This window comes from Candidatus Uabimicrobium helgolandensis (assembly GCF_041508025.1).
Classification (GTDB): Bacteria; Planctomycetota; Uabimicrobiia; order Uabimicrobiales; family Uabimicrobiaceae; genus Uabimicrobium; species Uabimicrobium helgolandensis.
The window spans coordinates 1,361,135-1,386,332 of sequence record NZ_CP165719.1 but is presented as its reverse complement, the minus strand read 5'-3'; the positions used below and the strand labels follow the sequence as shown (position 1 = coordinate 1,386,332).

Below are 25,198 nucleotides of genomic sequence, written 5' to 3'. Positions count from 1 at the left end.
CAGTTTAGGAAACAGAGGCACAGATTCAAGGCTATTTATTCTCCAAAACAACCCCAAGTAAGTGTTGATAGCATTCAAGAATATAGCGTATTCCGGTTTTTTTGCATTCTTTATTGTGAATTGCTGCTGGGCAACCAAAGCCTAGAAAGCCTGGATTTCTTTGGTTTGATTCATATACTCTCATTTTCAGATACTCTTCTTTTAAGTAGCGTGCGTTTTTGCAAAAATCGCTATTTAGTTGGAGGTTGTTTTTTTTCTGTTGTATTATATTTGGAAAATATCTTCCGCGTCTTACTACTGGTAGGGTATAACCAAAGGGAACTATTTTGGCGAACTGAATTGCCACTCCTGAGGATACTACTTTTTTTAGCAGATCTAATGGATTTGAATATCCTGGTACTTTTTGTGCGAAAAATGAGGAGATTGCTGCTTGCACACTTTGTATGGCTTCCTTGAAAGTGTCGGGCGCTGGAAAACGTTGTGATTCTTTTATTGTTAGTTGTCGCTGCTCGTTGTGTAGTTGATAAATTTTTTGCGCGTGTTCACATTTGCTGAAAAGATCTTTTTGCCAATGGCACATTTGCTGTGATTGCAAAACAGCTTGCTGTTTTTCGCGACCGCGTGCAGTTTCATTATCAATGATTTGTTGGTATTTTTGCGCTATGTCGTTCTTTTCAAAAAACTGTTGCGATAGTTTTGCCATTATGTTTGCTGTTAACAACATTGCTTCTGCAAAAGAACGACCATATTCTCCAATAGGTACAAGTGTTGTATCAACAGCTTGACTTGTCGTCAGTACAAGTCCGTCAATAGGCGACCACAAATAACTATGGTAGCTGCCGGTAACAATATCACTAAGCCCGTACCTTTCTAATGTTGCAACACTTTTAGTATGCAATAAAAGTTGGTGGTAATATGAGCGGACTGCAGGTGGCAAGTTTTGATATGCTTGCAAAAAATCTACATACTTCGCATCTTTATATTCTATAGGACAAGAGTAACCCTCTAAAAAAGGTTGCATTTTCTCATTAAAAATAGCGTCATGGTATACGTTTTTATAAATTTCAAATTGCGAAAACATCTGTATTATCTTAGCTGAAGATACTTGTAATACAAACTTATGAAACTTTTGACTAAGAGGTGTAAATATATCACGTAAGTATAAAGTAACCGCACGATTTATGGATTCACTTTCATGGCGAATCCATTTTTTCTTAGCACTTAAGTCAGGGTGATTTCCCTGTAAAGCACTGTAGTATAAAGATTTTTCTTTGATAAATTTATTCATTCGCATGTCCTAAAGCACGAAAACAAATATGAAGAGTAAAGCCACATACAATCAACGAGCACAACACTGAAATAGTAGGATACTGCGTTATATAGTTAAAGTATTCCCCTAGTGATGTTCTTTCGGAGTAATATCCTAAGGTTAATGTTGTTGAATTACAAAGAATGTGAATAAAAATAGGTACCAGTATGTTTTTTGTACGCAGTAACACTATTCCTAGGAAAATCCCCATGATAAACGTAAATGAAAAACGCGAAATATCCATGTGCATAATCGCAAAAAGTAGTGCTGTCCAGATAACTGCGGCAAGAGGGGACATTTTTTTCTTAAAACTTGAAAGGAGTAAACCACGAAAAAACAACTCTTCACAAATTCCAGGCAACACAGCAAAAACAACAATCATCATCCATAAAGGATAGCCATCAAGTAAAGATCTTAGTAATTCAATGAGTTGTTCATTGTGAATAGGTAAAATTCTATCTTGGATACTCTTTGTTGCTAAAGCAAAAATAAGAGCACTTATACCAAGACCAATAATGATTGGCAATTTTTTTATAGGAAAACCATCGCGTATAACAAAATTTTTGGGTATATCATTCCTTAATATTGCAGTGAGACCAACTGGAATAACCACCAAAAATACAACCATAGATAATGCTTGCCCAAACAAAATATTACTTGCGAACTTTGGTCCCGCAAAATGAAAAGCAATTGTTATAAACAAAAACATTACAAATGCCTGATTGCTAGTAAAACCATCCGATGAATTTTTGCGCCAGAAATCCCACTTGATTCCTTCTACTTGCCTAAAAATAACTTCTTCCTTACTAAAAAGGCGAATTGCCCAAGCAAGAGCAAGTAAAGCATAAAAAAATGTGGAAAAGAATACTAAAATAATTTGCGTTGCACTAGCACTTCCAAGAAACATTTCTTTGTAGAGAAGTACGATATTAGAAACAGGGATAAAACACAGTCTTGTAGACAAATTCATGTTGGGTAAAAAAGCGACCATTACCAAAGGCATAACAACAATTACCATTGGTGTCAAATAGTGCTGCCCTTCTTTGTAGCTTCTTGCAAAAATGGACAATCCAAGACATAGGGCTGAGAATAACGCAACAAGAGGAATAAGTAGTATAAACATGCCAATCAGAACGGAGTTTGAAATGGCAAATTTAAATGGAGGAGACATCGACCAACTTTTTAGAATACCATTTTTATCTAAACTAAGATAGTGATGATCGCTAATATCTAGTTGGCTAATAGGATTTTCATGTGCACCAAGATAGTTACTAAAAGACATTTCATTATTTTGATAATTCCATAATTGAATAACGCCATTTTCTGTCCCTAAAGCCAAGTGATCATTGTCTTTATCAACAACTGTTATCTTGTGTGTTGTAAAATCTTGAAGAGACGTCTGTTGAATAATTTTTTGGCTTTGTAAATCAAAAATACCAGTATTTTGTTTCGAAAAAAAAGCGACTTTATTCTGCGAAACAAACGTTGCAAGGTAACCTGGTAATATAGATTTTGAGCTATCAGCGATATTAAAAGCGTAAAGATTTTCATCGCGAAAAATTAGGTAGTTTTCATTACCTTCTATAAGTTCGGCCTGTTGTTCCCAAGTTGTTTGTACAGTCCAACTTTTAGCATCAATGAGAACGGTTTGTTTACTTTGTTTGTCAATATGTAACTGCGCAATAATTTTTTGCGCTTTTATGTCGACAATAAATTTTTCAATTGGATACTCACTTTGCCAAACAGTCTTAAGATTAATTCCGTTTTGCGATATAAATATATGTACAAGTCTATTTGTTGAACTCACAAGCCAACCGTTGTCCGCTTTTGCAATAGTATGAATATTTGCAAAAGTCCATGGAGAACGGTAAATTATTTTCTCTGCTTTTAGATGCCATAAAGCAATTTGTTGCTTAGTGTTGTTTATAACAAATGCAATTTCAGGCGTATGAAACTGAATATGAGAAATTTTTCCTTCTTCGTTGATATGAGGGATATTATCATTTGTTGCCAACTGGGTAATTTTGAAATCTTCAACACTTTGGTATTCTTGCGTTCGCGCTCCTTCAAGGAGTGCACTACTTTGCTTAGTAAAATACCCAAAAGTAACGCCCATACTTGCTAAATTTAACAAAGACCCTAATATCGCAATACTAAAAATAGCGAGATATTTTCCCATTACGATTTCAAACCTTGTTGCAGGAGCAACGAGAAGAGTTTCCATCGTTCCGCGTTCTTTTTCTCCTGCTCCCATGTCAATTGCAGGATACAAAGGGAAAGTGATTGCCATAAGAACAACAAGCAAAGCCAATAAACGCCCAAATTCAAAAGCCCCTTGTTTTTTAGCTCCAGCAGTATTTTTTAACCCTACACTAAAAGGCTTTACCAAACTTGGCGACAAATCTTTTAACACTTTTCTTTGGGTTTTTCGTAGTAATACTTGAAGAGAATTTTGGATTTTTTTTACCAGTAATCTCGCTTTGTCATTCGCGCCAGAATAATAAATCAAAACGCGCGGTATATTCTCTAAATTTTCAATATTTTCGTCAAAATTTTCTGGTATCTTTATTCCTAAAACGGCCTTTTCTAGATATACTTCATCCCATGCATTCTCAGCTTCCACGATAGTAAAAGAATTACCTTCTAGTAGCTTATTAATTTTTTGCGAAGTTCCTTCCACTGCGATAGTTACATCTTCTTTCTCTATTTTATCTAACTGATAAACGATCAATTGTGTCATACCAAGCATCAACGACGGGTACAATAAAATAGGGAGTAAAGTCATGATAAACAATGTTCTTTTATCGCGAAGTGTTTCTTTTAATTCTTTGCCCCATATACTGTAAATATTGTCTATTTTTTTTAACCAGTGCACTTTTGTACTTCCTAAATTATGGCCCTATTTATCAATATCAATTAGAGAAAAGAAGATATCCTCAATATCTCGACAGTTATGTTTCTCGTAGAGATCTTCCATTTTTCCTTGTACTAAAAGTTCACCTTGATGAATAATTCCTATACGATCGCATAATTTCTGAGCCTCACTCATGATATGAGTTGATAAAATAATACATTTACCTTTTTCACGGCAATCAAGGATAAAGTTTAAAACATTCTTTGCGACAAGAATATCCAAGTTAGCGGTCGGTTCATCAAAAATTAATACCGGGGGATCATGAACAATAGTACGCGCAATTGATACCTTTTGTTTCATCCCCGTCGAAAGCTTACCATTTAAAGTATGAATAAAATCTTTCATCTGAAACATTTCATAGATTTCTTCACACCTGTTTTTTAAATATTTTGTTGACAGTCCGTAGAGTTTGCCAAAATAAAGTATGGTTTCGTGAGGAGTTAAACGATCATATATACCAGTGTTACCAGAAATAAAACCTATACGACGACGAACCTCTTGTGGATCATTTACGACATCATAATTTGCGACTTTTGCATTCCCGGTAGTAGGGCACAATACAGTTGACAATATGCGCAAACACGTAGTTTTTCCTGCACCATTAGGACCAAGTAACCCAAATATTTCACCCGAATTACATGAGAATGACACTTCTTTTAAGGCTTTGGTTCTTTGAGAATTGTCCTCAAATACTTTGGAAACGCTATTTACTTCAATCATTTTAGCCACCAAAAATAAACTTAAATAACCTGACAAAAATGGTTAGGTCATTTAGGGCACGTAGGCATTTACCATCCTTATAATTTGGCTTTTTTAGAGATTAGCTCGTTACTTTTCTTTTACAGAATATAACTCTGTGGTTTAAGTGCTTCGCTACTTCCTAAAATAACTCACATTACATAAAAACTTAAATGTCAGCACCCAAGAATCAAATTTTTACCTATCAAATATTCCGCTAAGTGATGGTCACTCATTATGACCGAACTCTACTTAAGATTCAAATGATAAGTTGTTATTCGCAAAATTTTCAGTTGGTTTGTAAATATCGACATGCCCTAGGTAACTAATCGAAATTTAGAGATTTTATTTTTTAACGTAATATCCCAGAAGTATATAGCTACAACTATGTAATAGAGGAGTAACAAGCTAAAAAACAAAAGAAGAAATTCAAAGAGTAAATACTTTTGGATGGTCACTTAGGAAAAAAAAATTGACAATCTCCAAAAATCAAGGTAATTTACAAGTGCATCAACCTGTAGTTTATATATAGTCTGTATTTTTTTTCCTTTAAAGGAATAATTATGAGTTTCATAGATACTATAAAAAGTTTGTTTTCTGGTGGTGGATCTTTAGAAGATAAGTTAAAAGAAAAGTTTAAAAAAGAAACGATCAATAAAGTAACAGGTGCTGTTGTAAAAAAATTGATCGAGGATATGCCAGGAGACCTTGCTGAAGCAGGCGAAAGCGCAATAACAGCTTACGTTTCAGAAAAAGCTGGCGACATGGTCAAAGTAGAAGTAGAAAAACAAACAGGTGGAAAATTCCAAGAACTCACCGATATCATCGTCGAAGAAGCTACAGGTCAAGTTGTTGATGCTGCTGTTCAACAAATAAAAGACCAGTTGGGCTAGTATAGTTTCACTAGCTGCAAGAATTTAGATTTTTTAGCGAGGCATTTTAAACGTGTAAATCTGCAAGCAAAAATAAGGCTAAAAATCGAAAGAATAAATCAGACGATTTAATAATTCTTGCAACAATACACCTAGTTAGAGTAGCATGATCTATACAGCGAGAATTTGTATAAATTCTCGCTGTAACTTCGTACAATTAAACGCAAATGTTTCTAATATCAACGGAACTGAGTAATGTCGGATATTTCTCCAGAAGAAAAATTATTTTGTAAGCTTGCAATTAAGTACGGAATTCTATCTCGTATTGAGGTAAAGGAATGTCTTAAAAGAAAAAAGCGCGAGTTATCAAGTAAACCACTTTCAGTATTTCTTATTGAAAAAGGTTATTTGACAGACGAAAAACTAGACGTTATTATTTCGATACATGAAAAAAACGTACAAGCTTTTTTTGATAGAGCAAACCAGTATCAATCAGACAAAGATTTCGAAAAAGCAATCTCTGACTACACACGTGTACTAAAGAGTAATCCTTATCATACGGATGCCTACCTTAGTCGTGGAAATGGATATGTCGGGCTACAAAAATATGAAGAAGCACTAAATGATTTTAACAAAGTTCTTGAGTATGATCCAGACAACGCCGTCGCTTACGCTAACCGCGGAATTGCATACAACAGTCTCAATAATATTGACCAAGCACTGCAAGATTTTAATGCTGCAATTGAGCTAAAACCAGATTATGCCAAAGCATTTTACTTTCGTGGAGTTGCTTATCATTTTCAAAAAGACTACCAAAACGCTCTTAAAGATTACTCCACTGCCCTTAAACTAGACAAGAAATTTGCAGACGCGTATAACAATCGTGGAGTTGTATATTCTCTACTAAAACAATACGATGAAGCAATAGAAGACTGGGAAAATGCATTAAAAATGGATCCTAGCTTTACTTCAGTAAAGCTAAATCTACAAGTTGTGAAACGTCGACGTGATATGCTAAGAGAAAAACAAGCAGGGGAAAAAAAGTGAGCTCAAAATACGAAAACTTGCCAAAAGACCGTTGGCTTGTGCAAGAAGCGCTAAAAAAAGTAGCACTGGGCCCGGAAGGTTTTAGCAAATGGGTAAAAAGTCGCTACGATGAATTTGATACCCCTTTTTTTAATCTACTAAGAAAAATGGGAGAATATACAGAAAAACCAGGACAAAGCGCCGAGCTAAACAAAACTTTTCGCTTTTTGGAAACTTGTTTTCAAAAAATGTTCGACTTAGATGGCGAATATGGCTCGATAATTATTACAGAAGATAATTACAAAGAATATTGGGATAAGGCATCGCAGTATTTACAAACAGATCGTGCAAGACACGCAATTCCGGTGTTAGAAGCGTTATCATTTTTTTTCAAACAAACAAGTAAAAGTAACAAATACATAGGATCCTTACATAGCAATCTTGGTACAGCCTATGCTCAAGTAGGCAGTAATCTAAAAGCACTTAAAAACCTATTTTTGGCATTAGAAATTGCCAAAAAGAATAATAGTCATGATTTAGCAATGATTCTATCAAATATTGCTATGGTTCATGGTGCAATGGGTAAACACAAAGAAGCACTTGATTATCACAATCAAGCTCTAGAGATTTCCAGACAACAAGGCCGAAAAGATTTAGAGATCAAACACTTGAGTAATTTAGCTATTGCAAATATGGACAGTAATAGTCTAGAAGAAGCAATCAAAAATCAAACAGAGGCTTTAAAAATCGCTCAAGATATAAACGACAAGCGGGCTATTTCTGATGGAATGGCAAGAATGGGTTTACTTTGCGCTTTTACTGGTAACCTAGAAGAAGCAAAAGACCTATGTTCAAAAGCACTGGATATAAACTCGAAAAATCCCTTTTCTGGTGGCGAATAGTAATTTTTTTTTGAAAAATGCACGTCGCAATCACTTCTCTCATCATCAAACCGAGTCATAAATTGAATTCACATCATAACTAAATATGTTATAATCATATACTAAATGATCTTGCAAAAGTAAAACTAGTCAGCGCCAAATAGGCTTCGATTATTTTTTACTATGCTATTAGCAATTAACAGTGCACAATTAGGTCGCGGACTTTCTTTTTGCCGCGGCCGCGATTCGAAGTGAGTCTGAAAAGCTTTGTAATTTAGCTTTTTTATTAAACGAAAGAAGTACTACCAAATTCATATTTTCCTTTTCTTGTAAAAAGCTCGGTAGGAATCTTGCCCTCCTAACTCTATTTTGTTTTATAGTTCAATCTTAGTTAATGCATTTTAAAAAAGCGCATTTAAAAATATTTCGTATGCTCTGCAAACGGGGTCTCGCGCAACTAAAAAAATGCTGTAATTTTCAGAAAGGAGATACGAGAGTTTTAAGTGTTGTTAACTTATTAGTTAGGTTTACAACTCTCGTACAATAAGACACTCTCGTCATAAAGTAATGAAAAAATATATCCCGATTTTATGTTGCATATTTGCGTTTTTTGTATGTGCAGAGAAGATTGATATTCAGGAATGGAATGTTTTTCAAAATGTCCGAGCTGTTAAATATAGCAGTAATGGAAAATATATGGCCGTTGCTCATCAGAACAATCATATTAGTTTGCGAAATGCAACTGGCAATATAATTCTTTTCACTTTAAAAGGACATTTTCACTCCATCAATACTCTAGCATTTAGCACAGACAGCGCTTTACTAGCAAGTGCTGGTCATGATATGTTAATTAAAATTTGGTCTGTAAATAGTGGAGTAGATATACTCACGTTATCCGGCCACAGCGCTCCAATCACTTGCTTAGCATTTAGTCCCAACAAAAAAATTATAGTTAGTGGTAGCGAAGATTCCACAATTAAAATATGGTCAATCTCCACAGGCAAATTGCTAAGAACCATTTCCGACTATTCTACTCCAATCTCACAAGTATCTTTTAGCAAAGATAGTGCTGTTTTATTTGCCAACACAAACACTCACATCGCAAAGCTATGGAAAATTGACGTCACCGATAGCTCTAACATTGCAGGTGAAATCAAGGACGCTAATTACTATTTATTACAAGCAGTTGCGGCAAAAGAAAATGGAGACATCAAACAAGCAATCGAGCATCTAGAAACATCAATAAACATGGACAGTAAACAGGCAGATGCTTATTATTTACTTGCTTGTTGTTATAGTTTACACGCACAAAAACACGAAAATACGCCTGTTGGTTTAGGTAAGAAAAATGGCGACATAAGTAAATCAATCAGCGCTTTGAAAGATTGTATAAGAAGTGGTTTTAGCAATATAGAAAAAATACAAAAAGAAAAAGACCTTGATCTACTACGTACAGAAGATAGATATAGAAGTGCTATTGCGAAACTACAGCCACAAACAGCAAGCAATAGCAAAAGAAGAATCTCTCTTCATATAAAAAACGAGAATGGTCATCCTGCAGTAGCACTAGAGATAAAAATTGCTGGAAAAAAAATATCAGAAGAAGATCTTTTTAAAGTAGGTGAAAAGTATAATATCGAAGCGAAATTCAAGGAGTACGAATTACTACAAACCGAAATTCGCGTAGCTCCAGGAAATGGGCCATTTGTAATAGAAGCTCCTTTACGCAAATTAGGGAAATACAAGTTTTTCATCACTGGTGACTCCACCGAACTTGATGGTATCAAATATGAATACCAAATTTTTGTAGATGCTCAGCTTGTACCAGATAATCATTTAGAAATCAGAAAAGAACGAATATTTACACATTACACTGTATATGCACATAGCACAGCAAAAAACATACAAATAACTGCGGGATACCAAATAGTCAACAAAAGACTTTACCAAATAAAGAACAAAGGAGTGCGTCGCCTAGATCAAATAAGTGCTCCTCTAATGAAGAAACACTTAAAAACACTAAGTGATCGAGGAAGAGGTCCTATCGATTCCGTTGCTGCTCTTGAAAAACTACTCAAAAGTATTTACTGGCGTAAAGTATTAAAAAAGATGTCCGTTGAAGATCTATTATCTATCCATGATGAAGTTGAAAAATGGGATTTCTTTAATGAATCTCATGATCTACGTCGACGCTTTGTTTTAGATGCGATCAACGAATTGATAGAGTATTAAACAATGGAGAACTTTTATAAACTTTCAGGGCGATCGGGGGTTCTAGGAGTAATAAACGCGATTGTCACTGTTTTGCTGTTATCCATAATAATTGCCTTTTTGCAAATATACATACGAAATGTTATTTATTACTTTATAGAGTTTTTTATTATTTATTTTGTGTATATCATATATGCTTGCACTCTTTATGAAGGTAAAGAAAAAAAAGGGCACAATCGCAATCGTAAGCTATCTTTTATCGGCACAACTATAGCAGCAACAATTGTAATATATACTCTGTGGTGCGCTAATATAGTTATAAACAAAAGAGTTCCATTTTTTGACGTATTTTCCGATCCAAAGAGTGTGGGATTGTATATATCAAAAAACTTCTATTTTGAGGATGTATATCCTATTTTAGAAGTATTGTGGGTCTATTTTGCATTTTATTCTATCGCCATGCTTTCGAAATATGATGTTTACTGCGAGAGTTGTTATACTTGGTTAGAAAAAGAACCACTTCCAATGACAATTGACGCAACGATTGCAAAAGATATAAAAAAAGATATGCTTACAGGAAGTCTTCGTTGGGTTGATGATGTTCGTGTGTCAAAAAGTAAACCATACATACAGATTTACATAACGTATTGTGGAGGCTGCGATGGACTAAATCTTATATCAGCCGAGCACTCATATGTAAAAAAAACCTCCGATGGCACAGAGAATGCTACAGAGTTTTTATTTCAAAACTTAATGCTATCTAAAGAAAAATTTAATAAATTATTAGAACAATTAGGGGAAAACGTTAACAAAGTGTAAGAGCTCAGGTAGAAAAAAAAACTGGCGTTTACAATCTACATTTGCTAACATACAACTAGTCAGTTACTTATATTTTCTAACGATTAGGAAAGGCTGACTGGTAGACATCTTGTTATAGAAAGGCTTGTATGCGTAATTTAATCCTTATAACAATATTGTCTCTATTGTCTTCTATTTTTGCTGCCGAAATCGGCCCCAAATTACAAGAAGCATTAGAGGGAGATGCACAGAGTTTTGATGTAGTTATTAAACTAAAAGAAAAACTAAACGGAAAAAGAATCCGTCGTGCTGTACGAAAGTCGTTACGTGGACAAGATAACGTCCGCGAAGAAGTTATTAGACGCTTGAAAAAACGCGCAGAACGTACACAACGCAATGTTCGTCGTGTGCTTTCTAAATTAACATCCGCAGAAGGTAGATATTTATGGGCAGTTAATTCTGTTTCTTTAGAATTAAGTAGGGATGCAATAACTGAGATTCTTGCTCATCCTAAAGTAGAGGAAATTGAATTAAATGTGGTTCAACTATTTCTTGAACCAGAAGCCGTAAATCAAAGAAAATTTAAAAAGCGTTCAGGAAAAAGAGAACTCTTTGCCTCTACAAAACGTAAACGCGGTAAACGCGGTAGACGTGGTAAGCGCAACAGACGTAATAAGCGCAATAAAAACAACTCAAATAGTCAAGATAATGTAAGTGGTTTAGCTGTAAATGAAGATATTCCTGGTTTTAATGACTTCAATACTTATGGTTTAGAAGTTACTCAATCTGATGAAGTAAATAACGTTCTAGGAATTACAGGAAAAGGTGTACTTGTTGCAGTACTAGACACTGGTATACTATCTAGCCACTCTGAGTTTGCAAATTCTGCAAAAGACATCAATGGAAACAACATTAGTAAATTTGTAACCGGCGCATCTTTTGTAAATGGTGAAAACAATACCGAAGACCTAAATGATCATGGTACACACTGTGCAGGAACAGTTGCTGGTGCTACAGCTGGTGTTGCTCCAGATGCTCAGCTTATGGCTGTGAAAGTTCTGGGAGCTGCTGGTAACGGAAGTGGTATTGGAATCATCCAAGGAATCCAGTTCGCTGCAAGTAACGGTGCTGACGTAATCAGTATGAGCCTTGGAACAGCAGGCGATAACCCAGGAACAGATGGTATTGAACAAGCTGTTAATAATGCTGTTGCTGCTGGAGTTGTTGTTGTCGTTGCTGCTGGAAACAGTGGAGATGGTGCTGGAACACTTGGAAGCCCTGGTACTTCGCCAGACATTATTTCTGTTGGTGCTCACGATAGAAACGGAGACATTGCTAATTTTAGTTCTAGAGGTCCAAATGCGGATGGCCTTAACCGTCCTGACCTTATGGCTCCTGGTGTAGGAGTTCGTTCTTCTGTACGCAATGGTGGTTTTGCTTTCTTTTCTGGAACATCAATGGCAACACCTCACGTTTCGGGTATTTCAGCTTTAATGCTTGAAGTACTAAAGCCTGCGGAAGCAAATGGCTTTGTTCTTCCTGAAGGTCTAACTCGCACTGCATTCTTCAAACAAATCTTTACACGTCCAGAAAATACATTTGAACAGGCGATTGTTAACGTTACAGGTGCAGGTGCGATTAATGCTCTTAACTCTGTAAATGAGTTAATCACGTTAACAGCACCAGAACCAGAACCAGAGCCGGAACCAGAACCTCAAGAAACTGATTTCGTTCAACAAAAAGTTATTGATGATTTTATTCCAGTACTACGAGAAGTATATGGAAATCAAATTAACTCTTTCCGTTTTTTCTTAAACGCTGCAGTCGAAATCAATATAGAAGAGCGTACTGCGATTATGCGTCTTGGAGTGCAACGTTTTGTTATAGTAAATGGTCGTTTTGTCAGAAGACAAGCAAACCTAACACTAAACTTTGCATTGCTACATTCTAATCCTGAAGCTCCAGTAGAAGAAGCTATCTTCAACTGGGTTCTTGATGAACAAAGTCGTCAAGCACTAGAAAATACGCTTAACCTTTAAATTATAAACAAAACAAGGAGTATACTCCTTGTTTTGTTGTACTTTACGCTTATCTTTGGACAATCCTTAAATCCTTCCTATTTTCAATGACCAATTTTCTTAGCGAAATGTCGCAACTCGTTAGAGTTTATTCTTGCAAAACATAGTCTATAGTTGTACAATCACAAAAAAGTTGTATTTTGCTATTTCATAGAATGCGCTAGAAAATATAGTATTGGTTCTGTTTTTATAAAATAATCTACAATCCAACATTTTCTAGGATATGCTGGGGCAAGCCCTAATAATAAACTTTTAATTGAAGTTTAGTTCTGTCGTAAAATAGCCAGGTATTGTGTTTAATTCTGGAAGAAACATTTAATCATAATGTGAGAGGAGCCTTTTGCTATGTCTGAAGGCAAAGTACGAATCTTGGCAATTGATGATTCATTGGTGACCTTGAAAATACTCAAAAAAACATTAAAAGAAACTGAGTTTGAAATTGTCGGCGAGGTAACGTCTGGAGAAGAAGGACTAGTAAAGTTTGATGAACTCAATCCAGACTTAGTTCTACTAGACATTATTATGCCTGGAATGGATGGTATTCAGACTCTTGAACATCTTGTACAAAAAGATGAAAATGTTAAAGCTGTTATGGTCTCTTCTATGGGAGCAAAAGAGAAAGTTATGGAGTCGTTAGAAAAGGGTGCCAAAAACTTTGTAATGAAACCTTACGAAAAAGGAACCCTTATTGAAGTTCTCAAAAAGGTTCTAAATGAAAGCTAATATGAAGTTTACCAAGTAATCTTCCATATAAAGTTATAGAAAGGCAGCTAAATGTCTGTTAAGTTTTTTGGTCAATTTCTTTTAGAGCGCGGACGAATTCTAAAAGAAGAACTTATGGATGCTCTAGATTTTCAAAAAAGTGTAAATGTAAAGCTAGGAACGCTTGCTCTTGACGCTGGTTATTTAAAAGCCGAACAAATAGAAGGAATACATGGGGTACAGCAGCGAACAGACAAAATGTTTGGTGAGATTGCCTTAGAACAAAGTTTGCTATCTCCTGAACAATTAGAAGAGCTGTTGGTTATTCAAAAAAATGAGCGAATCACTCTTGGCGAGGCACTGGTTCAAAAGGGATATTTGACCCTAGGAGATTTGGAAGTAGAGCTCAACGCATACAAAGAAGAGCAAAAAGGGTACTCTGTTCAAGCGCGCGAAGCAATTGAAAATTTGCAAGGAGCACAAATAGCAGATACTTTCCTTGATGTAACTGCAAAGTTATTGTTACGCCTTGTTGATATGGAAGTTCAGACAATAGAGTCACACAATAACAAAGAAAGAGTTGCTCCATTTATGTGGAATGTATACCAACAATTTTTCGGTGATACAGATGGTACTTATATAATTTCTCTGTCTGATGAACCATTTTTAAAGATTGCATCCCAAGTAGCTCACGAAAAAATATGGGAAGTAAACGATTTTGCTAAAGACTCTGTTATGGAGTTTGCAAATATTGTTGTTGGAAATACTGCTTCAAAATTAAGCCAAGAAGACATTAAGGTAGATTTAAAGCCTTCAAAGGTTGTAACATCGCTTGGAAATATAGAAATACCTGAGAATGCGGATCAAACAATTGCAGTTAGTCTGGCTTCTCAAAGTTATTCACTGCAAGTCTCTGTTGTATATTCTCCTCCACAAAAGTCTTAGTTTCGCGGCAAGTGAAAGGAATAATTTTTGCAACAAGATAATAAAATTTTTATCTATTTACGGCTTCAAGATGAAAAAGATACGCTACTAAAGAGTCGTATCAGAGAGTTTGCTGCATTAGGAAAACTACTGGTTGATTTTGTCAGGCAATGCTGGGAAGAATATGGTCAATGGATACTAAAGACAGGTACTTTAGAATACGTAGATGCAAATACAGGAATAGTATTACTCTCCTTTCGCTATGATCTAATTCATGGTAAACTAATTATAAGTGGTCTCATTCCTAAAAACTATCAAAAACGTATGTTGGATCTAGAGGAAACAAAAAATAAACTACCAGCCAGCCAAATAGTCGAGCATATTTCTCAGAATCTGTCTGTTGTCCAAAAAGATTCCCTGCGAAAAAGAATTGCGCAGCCACTCCCAAATGTTTTAGCTCTCATAAAAGAACGTATAAATAACAATGGTGAGTATTATATTGCTATAAACTTACATCATGTAATATAAAAGAAATAACAAAGTTAAGATTCCAACAAGATATTCTTGAGGAAAAAAAAATGTACGAACGCTTTACAGAACGCGCTCGCAAAGTAATGAGTCTAGCAAGACAAGAAGCGCAGAGATTTAATCACGAATACATAGGCACAGAGCATATTTTGCTAGGGTTGATACAAGAAGGAAGTGGTGTCGCAGCTAACGTTTTGAAAAACATGGATGTTGAGCTACGAAAAATACGCTTAGAAGTAGAAAAAATGGTTGAATCAGGAGCTAGTGCTCTACAAGTTGGCCAACTTCCTTTTACCCCTCGCGCAAAAAAAGTATTGGAATTAGCTCTTGAAGAAGCAAATAACCTTGGTCACAACTACATAGGAACAGAACATCTATTACTAGGACTTTTACGTGAAAACGAAAGCGTAGCAGCACAAGTATTAGTCAATTTATCTTTAAAACTTGAAGATGTTCGCGAAGAAGTACTTGAATTTTTAGGGGCTGAATTTCAAGGCACAAGCTCTACTAAAAATTCGAACTCTGCAAAATCGAAGACACCAGCGCTTGACGCTTTCGGTAGAGATTTAACAGAAATGGCACGTGGGGAAAAACTAGACCCAGTTATTGGGCGTGAAAAAGAAATAGAACGAGTTGTACAAATACTGTCGCGTCGAACAAAGAATAATCCTGTTCTTCTCGGTGAAGCTGGTGTCGGTAAAACTGCAATTGTTGAAGGTCTAGCACAAAAAGTAGTTAAAGGCGATGTACCAGAACTTCTCAGAGAAAGGCGACTTGTTGTTCTCGATTTAGCAATGATGGTCGCAGGAACAAAATATCGCGGTCAATTTGAAGAACGAATTAAAGCTGTTATGGCAGAAGTAAGACGTTCGAAAAATATAATACTATTCATAGATGAGCTCCATACCTTAGTGGGAGCTGGGGGCGCAGAAGGTGCTATTGATGCTTCTAATGTGTTGAAACCTGCTTTATCAAGAGGTGAAGTTCAGTGCATAGGCGCAACAACTATGGATGAATATCGCAAGTATATTGAAAAAGATGGTGCGCTAGAACGTAGGTTCCAATCAATCATTGTTGAACCACCTTCAAAAGATGAAACATTTATCATTTTAAAAGGTTTGAGAGACAAATATGAAGCTCACCACCGCGTACAATTTCAAGATGAAGCTCTTAAAACAGCAATAGAACTTGCTGATCGCTATATAACAGGACGATTCATGCCTGACAAAGCTATCGATGTTATGGATGAGGCAGGTGCAAGAGTACGCTTAAAATCAATGACCAAACCTACTGGAATCAAAGAAATCGAAGACGAAATTCGCAAGTTAGACAAAGAAAAAGAAGAAGCTGTTGCCAACCAAGATTTTGAAAGAGCAGCTAACTTTCGCGACAAAGTAATGAAGTTCCGCAAAAAGCGCGACCAAGTACTCAAAGATTGGCGCGAACAGTCTAATGAAACCGATGGAGTTGTTGATGTAGATATTGTTTGCGAAACTGTTTCAAATATGACCGGTATACCATTAACAAGGCTTGAAAAAGGTGAAGCAGAACGCCTACTACAAATGGAAAATACCTTAAGTGAAATAGTCATTAGTCAAATAGAAGCTGTAAAAGCCATTTCAAAAGCCATTAGACGTAGTCGTACAGGAATAAAAGATCCAAACAAACCAATGGGTTCTTTTATGTTTCTTGGCCCTACAGGTGTTGGTAAGACTCATATGGCTAAATCGTTAGCTAAATTTATGTTTGGCGAAGAAGAAGCTCTTATCCAAGTAGACATGAGCGAATATATGGAAAAGCATAATGTCAGTCGATTAACCGGTGCCCCTCCTGGCTACGTAGGTTACGAAGAAGGCGGACAACTAACAGAAAAAATACGCCGTCGTCCATATGCTGTAGTATTACTAGACGAAATTGAAAAAGCGCATCCTGATGTTTTTAATATGCTATTACAAATAATGGATGAAGGAAGATTAACAGACTCTTTCGGCCGCCATATTGATTTTAAAAATGTCATTTTAATTATGACCTCAAATATTGGCGCAAAACAAATAAAAAATCAAGCCGCTATGGGATTTAGAGTTCATAACGATGCGATTTCTTATGAAAAAATGAAAGACCAACTGAACAAAGAAATTGAAAACCACTTTCGCCCAGAATTTATCAATCGTCTTGATGACATGATTGTTTTCAAACCTCTAACAAAAGACGATATTCAGATCATTCTCGATCTTGAACTCGCAGAACTAGAAAAACGTCTTATTGAAAAAAACCTTAATATGGAGTTGACTGCAAAAGCCAAAGAACATATAGTGAATCAAGGCTTCAATGCTGATTTTGGTGCTCGTCCGTTAAAAAGAGCGATTGAACGCCTTTTGGAAGACCCAATGTCCGAGGAATTACTTAGAGGTAATTTTCAAGATAAAACAATAATAAAAGTAGACCATGACGCAGGTCAGAAATTACTGACAATTACTAGCGAATAGTGAATAATTAAAAGTCAGTCAACTACTTAGGGCGTGTTCTTCAAATAGTGTGTTATCATTATTTTTTAGGTAGTGTTGGTATTTAGGTTATAAACCCAAATATCAACACAAAAAAAACGAATGATTACTTACTCCATTCGAAGAACACGCCTTAAGCAATAATAGAGTATCTTATTTCGATTTTGCAAAATAAGACATACTCAGTACACAAAGTGGCGGGTATATTTTACCCGCTTTCGTTTTTTATGGACCAAAGAAAATGGACAGTATAGAACTGGCGCAAATTTGTGCAAAACATGCTCATGATAGAAAAGCGCAAGAAGTATCAATTCTTCATGTAGAGAAGAATTTTGTTATTGCCGATTATTTTGTTGTTTGCACGGGAAATACAGAAAAACACGTTAAGGCAATTTCACAAGAAATAGAAATTGAATTAAAAAAACAACACAAAGAAAAATGTCATCATATAGAGGGTTATCAAGAAGGAAAATGGATTCTCATGGACTTTATAGATGTAATCGTTCATATTTATTTAGAAGGTATGCGCGAATTCTATGAAATTGAAGATCTGTGGGCCGATTCTCCTAAAATAGAGTTTGAAACTTCTTCAGGATCATAATGATGCCCGAATATCGAATTACATTCCTAGTTACCGTACCGGAGAATACTCCTACGGATTCAGATATATATATTTGCGGAAACCATAAGAACTTAGGTGGGTGGGTACCAAACGCTACAAAACTCAATAAAGTAGGAGAAAGGCAGTATCAAGCTAGCTTTATCTTTAATGAGGGTACTCACCTTGACTATAAATTTACCAGAGGTAGCTGGGAAACAGTTGAGAAAGATCAAAATTTCTTTGAATATCCAGACAGAAGCGTCTACGTAACAAAAGGTCGCACTGTACATTTTGCTATTCATAACTGGGCTGATATGGGGAAACCCAAGTTAAAGGCATCTCATACATGGTCTGGTATAATAAAAGAACATAATGGCTTTTTAGCAACTAAACTAGGAAATAAAAGAAACATATGGGTGTATTTACCACCTAATTACCCTAAAAGCCCGTCGAAGAGATACCCTGTGTTGTATGCTCATGATGGCAATAATGTATTTGATAGTCGCACAGCATTTCTTGGTGTTGAGTGGGAACTCGACGAGACAGCAGAAAAATTAGTCAAAGAGAAAAAAATACGCGAAGTCATCATTGTCGCAATTGAAAACAACATCCAAAGGCAAGAAGAATATACTCATGTCTATATGGAGAACTACGGTGGTGGTAAGGCTGATCTTTACGCCGATTTTATTATTAATGATTTAAAGCCCTTTATCGATAAAACGTACCGCACTTTGAAACACAGACAATACACTGGAATTATGGGATCTTCCTTGGGAGGTCTTGTTTCTATGTATATTAGTTGGAAATACTCAGATGTATTTTCAATGGCGGGCGTTGTATCGCCATCAGTGTGGTGGGGAAATAAGGATATCATTCGCTTTATCAAAGAAAATAAGCTAAAAAATAAAATCAAAATATGGCTAGACATTGGTACACTAGAGGGCAAAATGGATGACGACGATGATGAAATTCCATATGCTGTTCACGACACAAGACTATTACGCGATACATTAGTAAATAACGGTTTTAAACTTGGCTATGATTTAGCTTATTTTGAAATCGAAGGTGCTAGGCATAACGAAGCGGCGTGGGCAAAAAGAGTAGACAAAATTTTACTGTATTTTTTTGGAAAACAGCGTTTTGGATGGAAGCGTTCCTTGCGTTTTTAAGAAGAAAACACATGTTTGCAGATATTTTATTTTTAGCAGGGCAAATGATACCTGTTGTTTTTGCTGTGTATCTCGTATACAAAAAACATTATACATGGCCAGCTTTTGTGAGTGGTACGCTTGCAGCGATCACTTTTCCTCCATGTGAGTTTTATATTTTTGCGTGGATAGCTTTAGTACCTTGGTTATGGTCCTTGCCTAAATTAAATACTAAACAAATACTTATGAGTAACTTGGTATTTGATTTAACTTTTTTTGGTATTGGCATTTCGTGGATGGCAACAGTACATCCTTTAAGTCCGATAGCGATACTATTTCCTCTTTATTTTATCATTTTGCCTTTTCCATTTTTGTACAAACATTTTTCTAAGAACTTTATGCCCATGTGGTTAGCAGCACCACTCGTTTGGGTTGCAAATGATTACTTACGCTGCTATATATTTACTGGTTTTCCTTGGCTATATATGGGTCATGCTCTTGCTTATGAAACAACCTTAATACAATTTGCCGATATAACAGGTGCATACGGAGTTACCTTTTTAATACTTCTGGTAAACGGTGTCGTCGCAAATTGGGTACAACTCAAAAATGAAAAAAAGCCTCTAAACTTATATTTGGGAACAATAGTTGTCCTACTATGTTTTGTCGCAGCTTATATTTATGGTTCAAGTAAAATCAAAGAGCCATTTACAGAGGGTCCAAAAGTAGCTTGTATACAAGGTAATATTCCTCAAGATATCAAAGACAATGTTTCGCAATTGCGTACAAAAGTTTTTAACACTTATACCTCTTTATCAATTGAGGCTCTTAAACAAAAGCCAGATTTATTAGTATGGCCAGAAACAATGGCTCCAGGAGATTGCAATTTGTCTCCTGAAAGTTGGCAAATATTTAACGACCTAGCAACAAGTAATGATACTAATCTATTGATCGGCTCTCATCGCTATTTGTTAGATACACAAAAGAAAACATTTTTTAGTCACAATAGCGCTTATTTTTTTAATCGCACAGGAGATATAAATGGATACTACGATAAAATCAGATTAGTACCCGTTGGAGAAAGTATTCCCTTTTCCTCTTATATTCCTTTTGTTCCAGCATTAGTATACATTCTTGTTGGCTATGTTCCTGATCTAAAACCAGGACAAAGGCGCCCAGTATTTTCAATGGACGATAAATATAAATTTGGTAGCCTTGTGTGCTTCGATATTATTTACCCAGACGAAACGCGCATTTTAGCTAAAAAAGGCTGTCAATTTGTAGTAAACGTAACCAACGAAGGCTGGTTTTCTCTCAGTAGTGAAATTGAGCAAATCACTGCAAATTCGATTTTTCGCGCAATTGAAAATCGCATTGGTGTTTTACGAGTAGGAAACTCAGGAGTAACACTCGCTATACCACCAAACGGTAAACTCGATGGAAAATACATTCACTCAAAACCAATAGAGGAGTATTGGCAATCGCTACCGCAGTATATGCAGGAACGTTGGGAAAACAAGACTCTAATTAATTGGCACCATTTACCACAATGTCTTTGGGGACAAGGGTCTTTTATTTCATCCGTCAAAGATAGTTGGGACTTAAAAATAGGCGGTGAAAAAGTAAAATGGAAAGATTTCCCAGGAACTTTTGTTGTGAATATTCCGATAAAAAGCACTAAACAGCTAACATTTTACACCAAGTATGGAGATTGGTTGCCGCAAATATTAAGCGCCATAAGCCTTATACTTGCATGTTTATTAGTATATAAGAAAAAAAATTAGTTTTAGAGCGCGTTGATGCATTTGATATGTTAGTGCGCTCTCTTCTAAATTATTAAACTTGAATTCGTTTTTAGGGAAAAAGGAAAATGAGTATACCAAGTGTTTTAAAAAATATAAAAGCGCTTAAGGGCTTAAGTGAAGACGATTGTAAAGCAATACTAGAAAACACTTCCTTAGACAAAATAGCAAAAGATCAAATCTTATTCAATGAAGGAGATGAAGGTAATGCTCTTTATATAATACGTAGAGGAAAAGTACGTATTTATAAACCAGCAACTAACGGGCAAGAAAAAATTGAAATTGCTATTCTAGGAGAAAAACAATTCTTCGGAGAAATGGCGCTTATCGCAAATCAAAAAAGAAGTGCCACAGCAATTACAGTAGAAGACAGTGAGTTATACGTTCTTACACCTAAAGCCTTCAATGTTCTAATTGAAAAAAATCCAAAGATGGCTAGTCGTATAAGTGAAGAATTTATGCGTCGCTTGAACGAAAATATAAGAAACGATATATCATGAAAAAAACGCTTCTTGTCATACTTATTGCATCTCTTATTGCCACTGCCATTTATGTATATCAGTCGCAAACAGCATACAATTCACTAAAAGAGCTACTAAGTGCTTTGCAAAAAACTCTTAATATAGATGACAAGAGCAAAATAAGCACCGAGAAAACAGCGGCAAAAAACACAAAGCATTTCAAAAAAACAAGACCTGTTACTCGAAATAGATATTTTTCAGGTGTTAGTTTACCTGTAGGTAAAATGAAAATAAAATGGATATATCGCACTAACGGTCGTATTGCTGCTTCTCCTACTTTTGATCGCGGACATTTATTGTTCCCTAGTTTAGATGAAAACTTTTACGCCATATCAGCTAAAACAGGAGCAAAGATATGGTCGCGACCTTTGGGTAGTAATTCCAAATCAACCCCCACAGTGATAAAAAATGTTGCCTACATAGGATGTAATGATCATCATTTATATGCCTTTAAAGCCGACAATGGCAAACCTCTATGGAAATTTAAAACTGTAGGAAAGATAACTGCATCTCCAACCTGTTATCTCGGCAGTGTTTATGTAGGCAGTCATGACCATTACTTTTATTGTGTCGACGCAACTACAGGTAAACAAAAATGGAAATGGAAAACCGGAGGTGTTATTCAATCTGCCGCTTCTATCAATAGCAAATTAGTATATTTTGGGAGTGATGATTTTCATATATATGCTCTTCACAGAGTCACAGGAAAAGTGAAATGGCGATTTACTACAAAGGGCAAAATAAAAGGGGCACCAATTCTATATGGCAGTAGTTTAATTTTTACTAGTGAAGACAATAATGTTTATTGTATACAAAGAAACAGTGGTGTACTTAAATGGATGTTTAGTTGCGAGGGTGAAATTGTTGCGTCCCCTACACTATCAAAAGACTTTGCTTATATCGCCAGTATTGATCATCACTTGTACGCAATATCAGCAAAAGATAGTGGCCTAAAATGGAAATTCAAAGCTGATGGACCTCTCCTTGCTTCTGCTGCAGTAACCAAAGATTTTGTATGTTTTACAACAAAAAGAGGAAGCGTCTATTTTGTGGATAGAAATGGTAAAAAGTTAAGCAGCTTTCACACAAAAAAGACTATTGAATCTTCACCATGGTTACATAAAAACACAACATACTTTACAAGCCATAATCGTCATCTCTACGCAATAGAATAAACACTCGAAAACAAACCATTTTCATTTATTCTTCTTATTTACTGTTGCACTACAATCTCCGTGTAAACATTCACTCACTGTAAACATTTGTTCTCTCGATTTTTATAACTAGAAGTGTTGACTATATTTTATAATTGAGAATGTGAAGGATAACATGAAAATCTATACACTACTTTTTAGTATTTTTCTAGCAACTTTCGGTATTTGCCAAGAAAAATATCTTTGTATTTCGAAAATTTGGGTTGGTAAAACAAAAACAGGAAGCATATTCTGGGATGGCTTTGGTAGTAAACCTGACATTGTTTTACATGTAGATGTCTGGAAGAATAACAATTGGTCATCTGTATTTATAAGCAAAAAGTACTCAAATCGCTTATTTATTGAAGAAATGATCGCCACAAATTATGCTGTTATTGAAGGGCAAATGATACGTTTTTCTTTATATGACAAAGATTTGCATACAGATGATCTTATCGGTCGCTACAAATATACAGTTACGAATAAGTCGTTATCAGGAGAAAAAATTTCTGTTAGTTTTTCTCGCGTTATTACATTTGAATTTTATACTTTGCCTGCTGTACAAGAACCAAAAGATGAACACAGAAGTTACCAAATAAAGATAGAACAACTTCAAGCAGAACTAAAAGAATCTAAGAAAACAATAGAGTCTTATCGTAAAGAAGTATTACTACTGAAGCAAAAAATACAAAAACTCGAAAACATTTCCGAAAAAAAAATCAACGAAGATATCTCTAAAAAGAAAGACGCTTCTGAAAAAAATATTCCCAAAGAAAAAACGCAATATCGAAATACATTAACAGTTAAAGAAATAGTCCAAATAAAAGAGATAAATAGAGACAAGAATCGGCCAATAGATTATAAAAAAATTATGACAGCCCAGCAATGCGGAAACTGTCATAAAAAAGAAATGTTATTATGGAAACAAACTCCTCATTACACCAATTTTGATACTATGTCTAAACAAATAAAATCAAAGGCTATCTTCAAAAAATTAGGATTAAAAGGTTCTATAAAAAGAAATGGCCGTTGTTCAAAGTGTCACTTTACACAAAAGCACAATGGGCGAAAAGTGAAAGCAGTTTCAGGAGTTTCTTGTGAATCTTGCCATGGAGCCGGGAAAGATTGGATTTTAATTCACAATGATCGAAGTATTCCTAAAGCACCTAGGCGCCAACAATCCATTGCTAAAGGAATGAACAATCCTGTAGATATCTATTTAATTGCTCAGACTTGTTATAAGTGCCACAGTATACCAGATGAAGAGCTTGTAAATGCCGGAGGACATAAGGCTTCTAGTCATTTTGAACTTGTTAGTTGGTCACAAGGTATGGAGCGCCATAACTTTATCCGCACAAATAATAAAAATAATGCCAAATCTACTCCTCAACACTTACGGGTAATGTTTATAATTGGCGCCATGTTAGATCTAGAATACTCCTTGCGTGGTTTAATAAAAGTAACTGAGCCTGGAAAGTACTACGATAATATGAAGCAAAAAGTAAGTAAAACCTACAAAATCTTAAGTGCTATAAACTCAAAGGCTGGTGCAATTCACGAAATTGGACAATTGCTAACTCTTTTCAAGAAGCTAAACATGAATAAGAGAGAACACTTAGAGGCTGGGGCGAACCTAGTTACTTTAAAAGCAAAGGAATTTACCAAAAATAATGATGGCAGTCGTTTAGCATCATTAGATCCATATATACCGAAGAATTATAAATGGGTACCTGCGCCAAAAAGTGACGATGTTGAGGAACAAACAACTAATGAAAATGATGACTGGGATGGAAATGACGATTGGGATAAGGACGTAGAATACTATGAAGATCCAGACTGGGAATCTAAATTAAGTCCCGGTACATGGTATGATGATGATGATGAAGATCTAGATCTAGATTCTGATGAAGAGGATTCTGGTAGCTGGGATCAGAATGAAAAGCAAGATTCTGATGATTGGGATTGAAAATCGAATAATGAGATTACATCGCAACCAATGAATCTATTTTGTATAGCAATGAAATAAACTAAAGTGTTAACGCTAATCTTTGTTATTTGGGATAAAATAAATCGAATTGAGGGTGTCCGGTAATAGGCCATAGCACTAAAAAATGATGCACTAAATCAGAAAATAACAGAGACAATCCAATAACTAAAAACAAATAGTATATTTGTGACTTTTGGCGATGGATAACAAGAGCATATATTAAAAATAGTATACCAATATAGCCATGATGAATGCGAATACCAAAAGTTATATTTGCTATAAATTTTGTATTTTGCGAAGACGCCATATTAAAGCCGAAACGAAAAAGACAAGTAATAAGCTCAATGAATATTGTCAAGTATATACTTATTTGTAGCCAGTATTGTTTTAATTGCATGTTTAGTCCTTACTTACGACGCGAATTTCTGTATCTCAAGCTATTGAAATAATAATATTTCAAT

At 35.4% G+C, this 25,198-nt stretch carries 20 protein-coding genes; 16 read left to right on the top strand and 4 right to left on the bottom strand.

Features of this window, described 5'->3' with window-relative positions:
- Window positions 1-31: 31 nt before the first annotated feature.
- The 3 genes from UABHE_RS05025 to UABHE_RS05015 are packed head-to-tail and all read right to left on the bottom strand — an operon-like array spanning window position 32 to window position 4,943.
- A complete protein-coding gene (locus tag UABHE_RS05025; protein ID WP_372369146.1) occupies window positions 32-1,288 on the bottom strand; it encodes a hypothetical protein in 1,257 nt (418 codons plus the stop codon).
- On the bottom strand, window positions 1,281-4,184 hold the full coding sequence (locus tag UABHE_RS05020; RefSeq protein WP_372369145.1) for a type II CAAX prenyl endopeptidase Rce1 family protein: 2,904 nt from the start codon (window positions 4,182-4,184) through the stop codon (window positions 1,281-1,283). The genes UABHE_RS05025 and UABHE_RS05020 overlap by 8 nt, the downstream gene beginning before the upstream one ends.
- Before the next feature lie 24 nt (window positions 4,185-4,208).
- Window positions 4,209-4,943 (bottom strand): ATP-binding cassette domain-containing protein, encoded by a 735-nt coding sequence (locus tag UABHE_RS05015; protein ID WP_372369144.1) that lies wholly within the window; start codon window positions 4,941-4,943, stop codon window positions 4,209-4,211.
- A 581-nt stretch (window positions 4,944-5,524) separates the two neighbouring features.
- Between UABHE_RS05015 and UABHE_RS05010 the strand changes: the two genes are divergently transcribed.
- The 16 genes from UABHE_RS05010 to UABHE_RS04935 all read left to right on the top strand — a co-directional run bounded on the left by UABHE_RS05010 (window position 5,525) and on the right by UABHE_RS04935 (window position 24,716).
- A complete protein-coding gene (locus UABHE_RS05010; RefSeq protein WP_372369143.1) occupies window positions 5,525-5,854 on the top strand; it encodes a hypothetical protein in 330 nt (109 codons plus the stop codon).
- 234 nt (window positions 5,855-6,088) lie between these two features.
- Window positions 6,089-6,880: a tetratricopeptide repeat protein gene (locus UABHE_RS05005; protein WP_372369142.1), complete on the top strand. Its 792-nt coding sequence runs from the start codon at window positions 6,089-6,091 to the stop codon at window positions 6,878-6,880.
- The gene (locus UABHE_RS05000) at window positions 6,877-7,761 is read left to right on the top strand and encodes a tetratricopeptide repeat protein (protein WP_372369141.1); all 885 of its coding nucleotides are present in this window, start codon (window positions 6,877-6,879) and stop codon (window positions 7,759-7,761) included. Before UABHE_RS05005 ends, UABHE_RS05000 begins: the two co-directional genes overlap by 4 nt.
- Before the next feature lie 546 nt (window positions 7,762-8,307).
- Entirely contained in the window at window positions 8,308-9,972 is a 1,665-nt protein-coding gene (locus UABHE_RS04995; protein WP_372369140.1) for a hypothetical protein, read from the top strand.
- A 3-nt stretch (window positions 9,973-9,975) separates the two neighbouring features.
- A complete protein-coding gene (locus UABHE_RS04990) occupies window positions 9,976-10,770 on the top strand; it encodes a hypothetical protein (protein ID WP_372369139.1) in 795 nt (264 codons plus the stop codon).
- Between the two features lie 128 nt (window positions 10,771-10,898).
- Window positions 10,899-12,788: a S8 family serine peptidase gene (locus UABHE_RS04985; protein ID WP_372369138.1), complete on the top strand. Its 1,890-nt coding sequence runs from the start codon at window positions 10,899-10,901 to the stop codon at window positions 12,786-12,788.
- 384 nt (window positions 12,789-13,172) lie between these two features.
- Window positions 13,173-13,550 carry a response regulator gene (locus tag UABHE_RS04980; RefSeq protein WP_372369137.1) on the top strand — a complete coding sequence of 126 codons (378 nt, stop codon included), beginning with the start codon at window positions 13,173-13,175 and terminating at the stop codon, window positions 13,548-13,550.
- A gap of 51 nt (window positions 13,551-13,601) precedes the next feature.
- Window positions 13,602-14,474 (top strand): chemotaxis protein CheX, encoded by an 873-nt coding sequence (locus UABHE_RS04975; protein WP_372369136.1) that lies wholly within the window; start codon window positions 13,602-13,604, stop codon window positions 14,472-14,474.
- Between the two features lie 27 nt (window positions 14,475-14,501).
- Complete coding sequence (locus UABHE_RS04970; RefSeq protein WP_372369135.1) at window positions 14,502-14,981, top strand: hypothetical protein; 480 nt, start codon at window positions 14,502-14,504, stop codon at window positions 14,979-14,981.
- 50 nt (window positions 14,982-15,031) lie between these two features.
- Window positions 15,032-17,467, top strand: a complete 2,436-nt coding sequence (locus tag UABHE_RS04965) for an ATP-dependent Clp protease ATP-binding subunit (RefSeq protein ID WP_372369134.1) — start codon at window positions 15,032-15,034, stop codon at window positions 17,465-17,467.
- A 259-nt stretch (window positions 17,468-17,726) separates the two neighbouring features.
- On the top strand, window positions 17,727-18,086 hold the full coding sequence (gene rsfS, locus UABHE_RS04960; protein ID WP_372369133.1) for a ribosome silencing factor: 360 nt from the start codon (window positions 17,727-17,729) through the stop codon (window positions 18,084-18,086).
- The gene (locus UABHE_RS04955; protein WP_372369132.1) at window positions 18,086-19,255 is read left to right on the top strand and encodes an alpha/beta hydrolase-fold protein; all 1,170 of its coding nucleotides are present in this window, start codon (window positions 18,086-18,088) and stop codon (window positions 19,253-19,255) included. The genes rsfS and UABHE_RS04955 overlap by 1 nt, the downstream gene beginning before the upstream one ends.
- An 11-nt stretch (window positions 19,256-19,266) precedes the next feature.
- Complete coding sequence (lnt, locus tag UABHE_RS04950; RefSeq protein WP_372369131.1) at window positions 19,267-21,018, top strand: apolipoprotein N-acyltransferase; 1,752 nt, start codon at window positions 19,267-19,269, stop codon at window positions 21,016-21,018.
- Window positions 21,019-21,104: 86 nt separating this feature from the next.
- Window positions 21,105-21,536, top strand: a complete 432-nt coding sequence (locus UABHE_RS04945) for a Crp/Fnr family transcriptional regulator (protein WP_372369130.1) — start codon at window positions 21,105-21,107, stop codon at window positions 21,534-21,536.
- Entirely contained in the window at window positions 21,533-22,732 is a 1,200-nt protein-coding gene (locus tag UABHE_RS04940) for a PQQ-binding-like beta-propeller repeat protein (RefSeq protein WP_372369129.1), read from the top strand. Before UABHE_RS04945 ends, UABHE_RS04940 begins: the two co-directional genes overlap by 4 nt.
- Window positions 22,733-22,886: 154 nt before the next feature.
- A complete protein-coding gene (locus UABHE_RS04935) occupies window positions 22,887-24,716 on the top strand; it encodes a multiheme c-type cytochrome (RefSeq protein ID WP_372369128.1) in 1,830 nt (609 codons plus the stop codon).
- Window positions 24,717-24,801: 85 nt separating this feature from the next.
- Here UABHE_RS04935 and UABHE_RS04930 read toward each other — a convergent pair whose 3' ends face one another.
- Entirely contained in the window at window positions 24,802-25,134 is a 333-nt protein-coding gene (locus UABHE_RS04930; protein ID WP_372369127.1) for a hypothetical protein, read from the bottom strand.
- Between the last annotated feature and the right edge of the window lie 64 nt (window positions 25,135-25,198).

Coding starts and splice junctions, on each gene's coding strand:
- UABHE_RS04980 (WP_372369137.1), top strand. CDS start 13,173: ATGTCTGAAGGCAAAGTACGAATCTTGGCAATTGATGATTCATTGGTG.
- UABHE_RS04940 (WP_372369129.1), top strand. CDS start 21,533: ATGAAAAAAACGCTTCTTGTCATACTTATTGCATCTCTTATTGCCACT.
- UABHE_RS05010 (WP_372369143.1), top strand. CDS start 5,525: ATGAGTTTCATAGATACTATAAAAAGTTTGTTTTCTGGTGGTGGATCT.
- UABHE_RS04930 (WP_372369127.1), bottom strand. CDS start 25,134: ATGCAATTAAAACAATACTGGCTACAAATAAGTATATACTTGACAATA.
- UABHE_RS04935 (WP_372369128.1), top strand. CDS start 22,887: ATGAAAATCTATACACTACTTTTTAGTATTTTTCTAGCAACTTTCGGT.
- UABHE_RS04995 (WP_372369140.1), top strand. CDS start 8,308: ATGAAAAAATATATCCCGATTTTATGTTGCATATTTGCGTTTTTTGTA.
- UABHE_RS04990 (WP_372369139.1), top strand. CDS start 9,976: ATGGAGAACTTTTATAAACTTTCAGGGCGATCGGGGGTTCTAGGAGTA.
- UABHE_RS04955 (WP_372369132.1), top strand. CDS start 18,086: ATGATGCCCGAATATCGAATTACATTCCTAGTTACCGTACCGGAGAAT.
- UABHE_RS05025 (WP_372369146.1), bottom strand. CDS start 1,288: ATGAATAAATTTATCAAAGAAAAATCTTTATACTACAGTGCTTTACAG.
- UABHE_RS04975 (WP_372369136.1), top strand. CDS start 13,602: ATGTCTGTTAAGTTTTTTGGTCAATTTCTTTTAGAGCGCGGACGAATT.
- UABHE_RS05005 (WP_372369142.1), top strand. CDS start 6,089: ATGTCGGATATTTCTCCAGAAGAAAAATTATTTTGTAAGCTTGCAATT.
- UABHE_RS05015 (WP_372369144.1), bottom strand. CDS start 4,943: ATGATTGAAGTAAATAGCGTTTCCAAAGTATTTGAGGACAATTCTCAA.
- UABHE_RS04965 (WP_372369134.1), top strand. CDS start 15,032: ATGTACGAACGCTTTACAGAACGCGCTCGCAAAGTAATGAGTCTAGCA.
- rsfS (WP_372369133.1), top strand. CDS start 17,727: ATGGACAGTATAGAACTGGCGCAAATTTGTGCAAAACATGCTCATGAT.
- UABHE_RS04945 (WP_372369130.1), top strand. CDS start 21,105: ATGAGTATACCAAGTGTTTTAAAAAATATAAAAGCGCTTAAGGGCTTA.
- lnt (WP_372369131.1), top strand. CDS start 19,267: ATGTTTGCAGATATTTTATTTTTAGCAGGGCAAATGATACCTGTTGTT.
- UABHE_RS04985 (WP_372369138.1), top strand. CDS start 10,899: ATGCGTAATTTAATCCTTATAACAATATTGTCTCTATTGTCTTCTATT.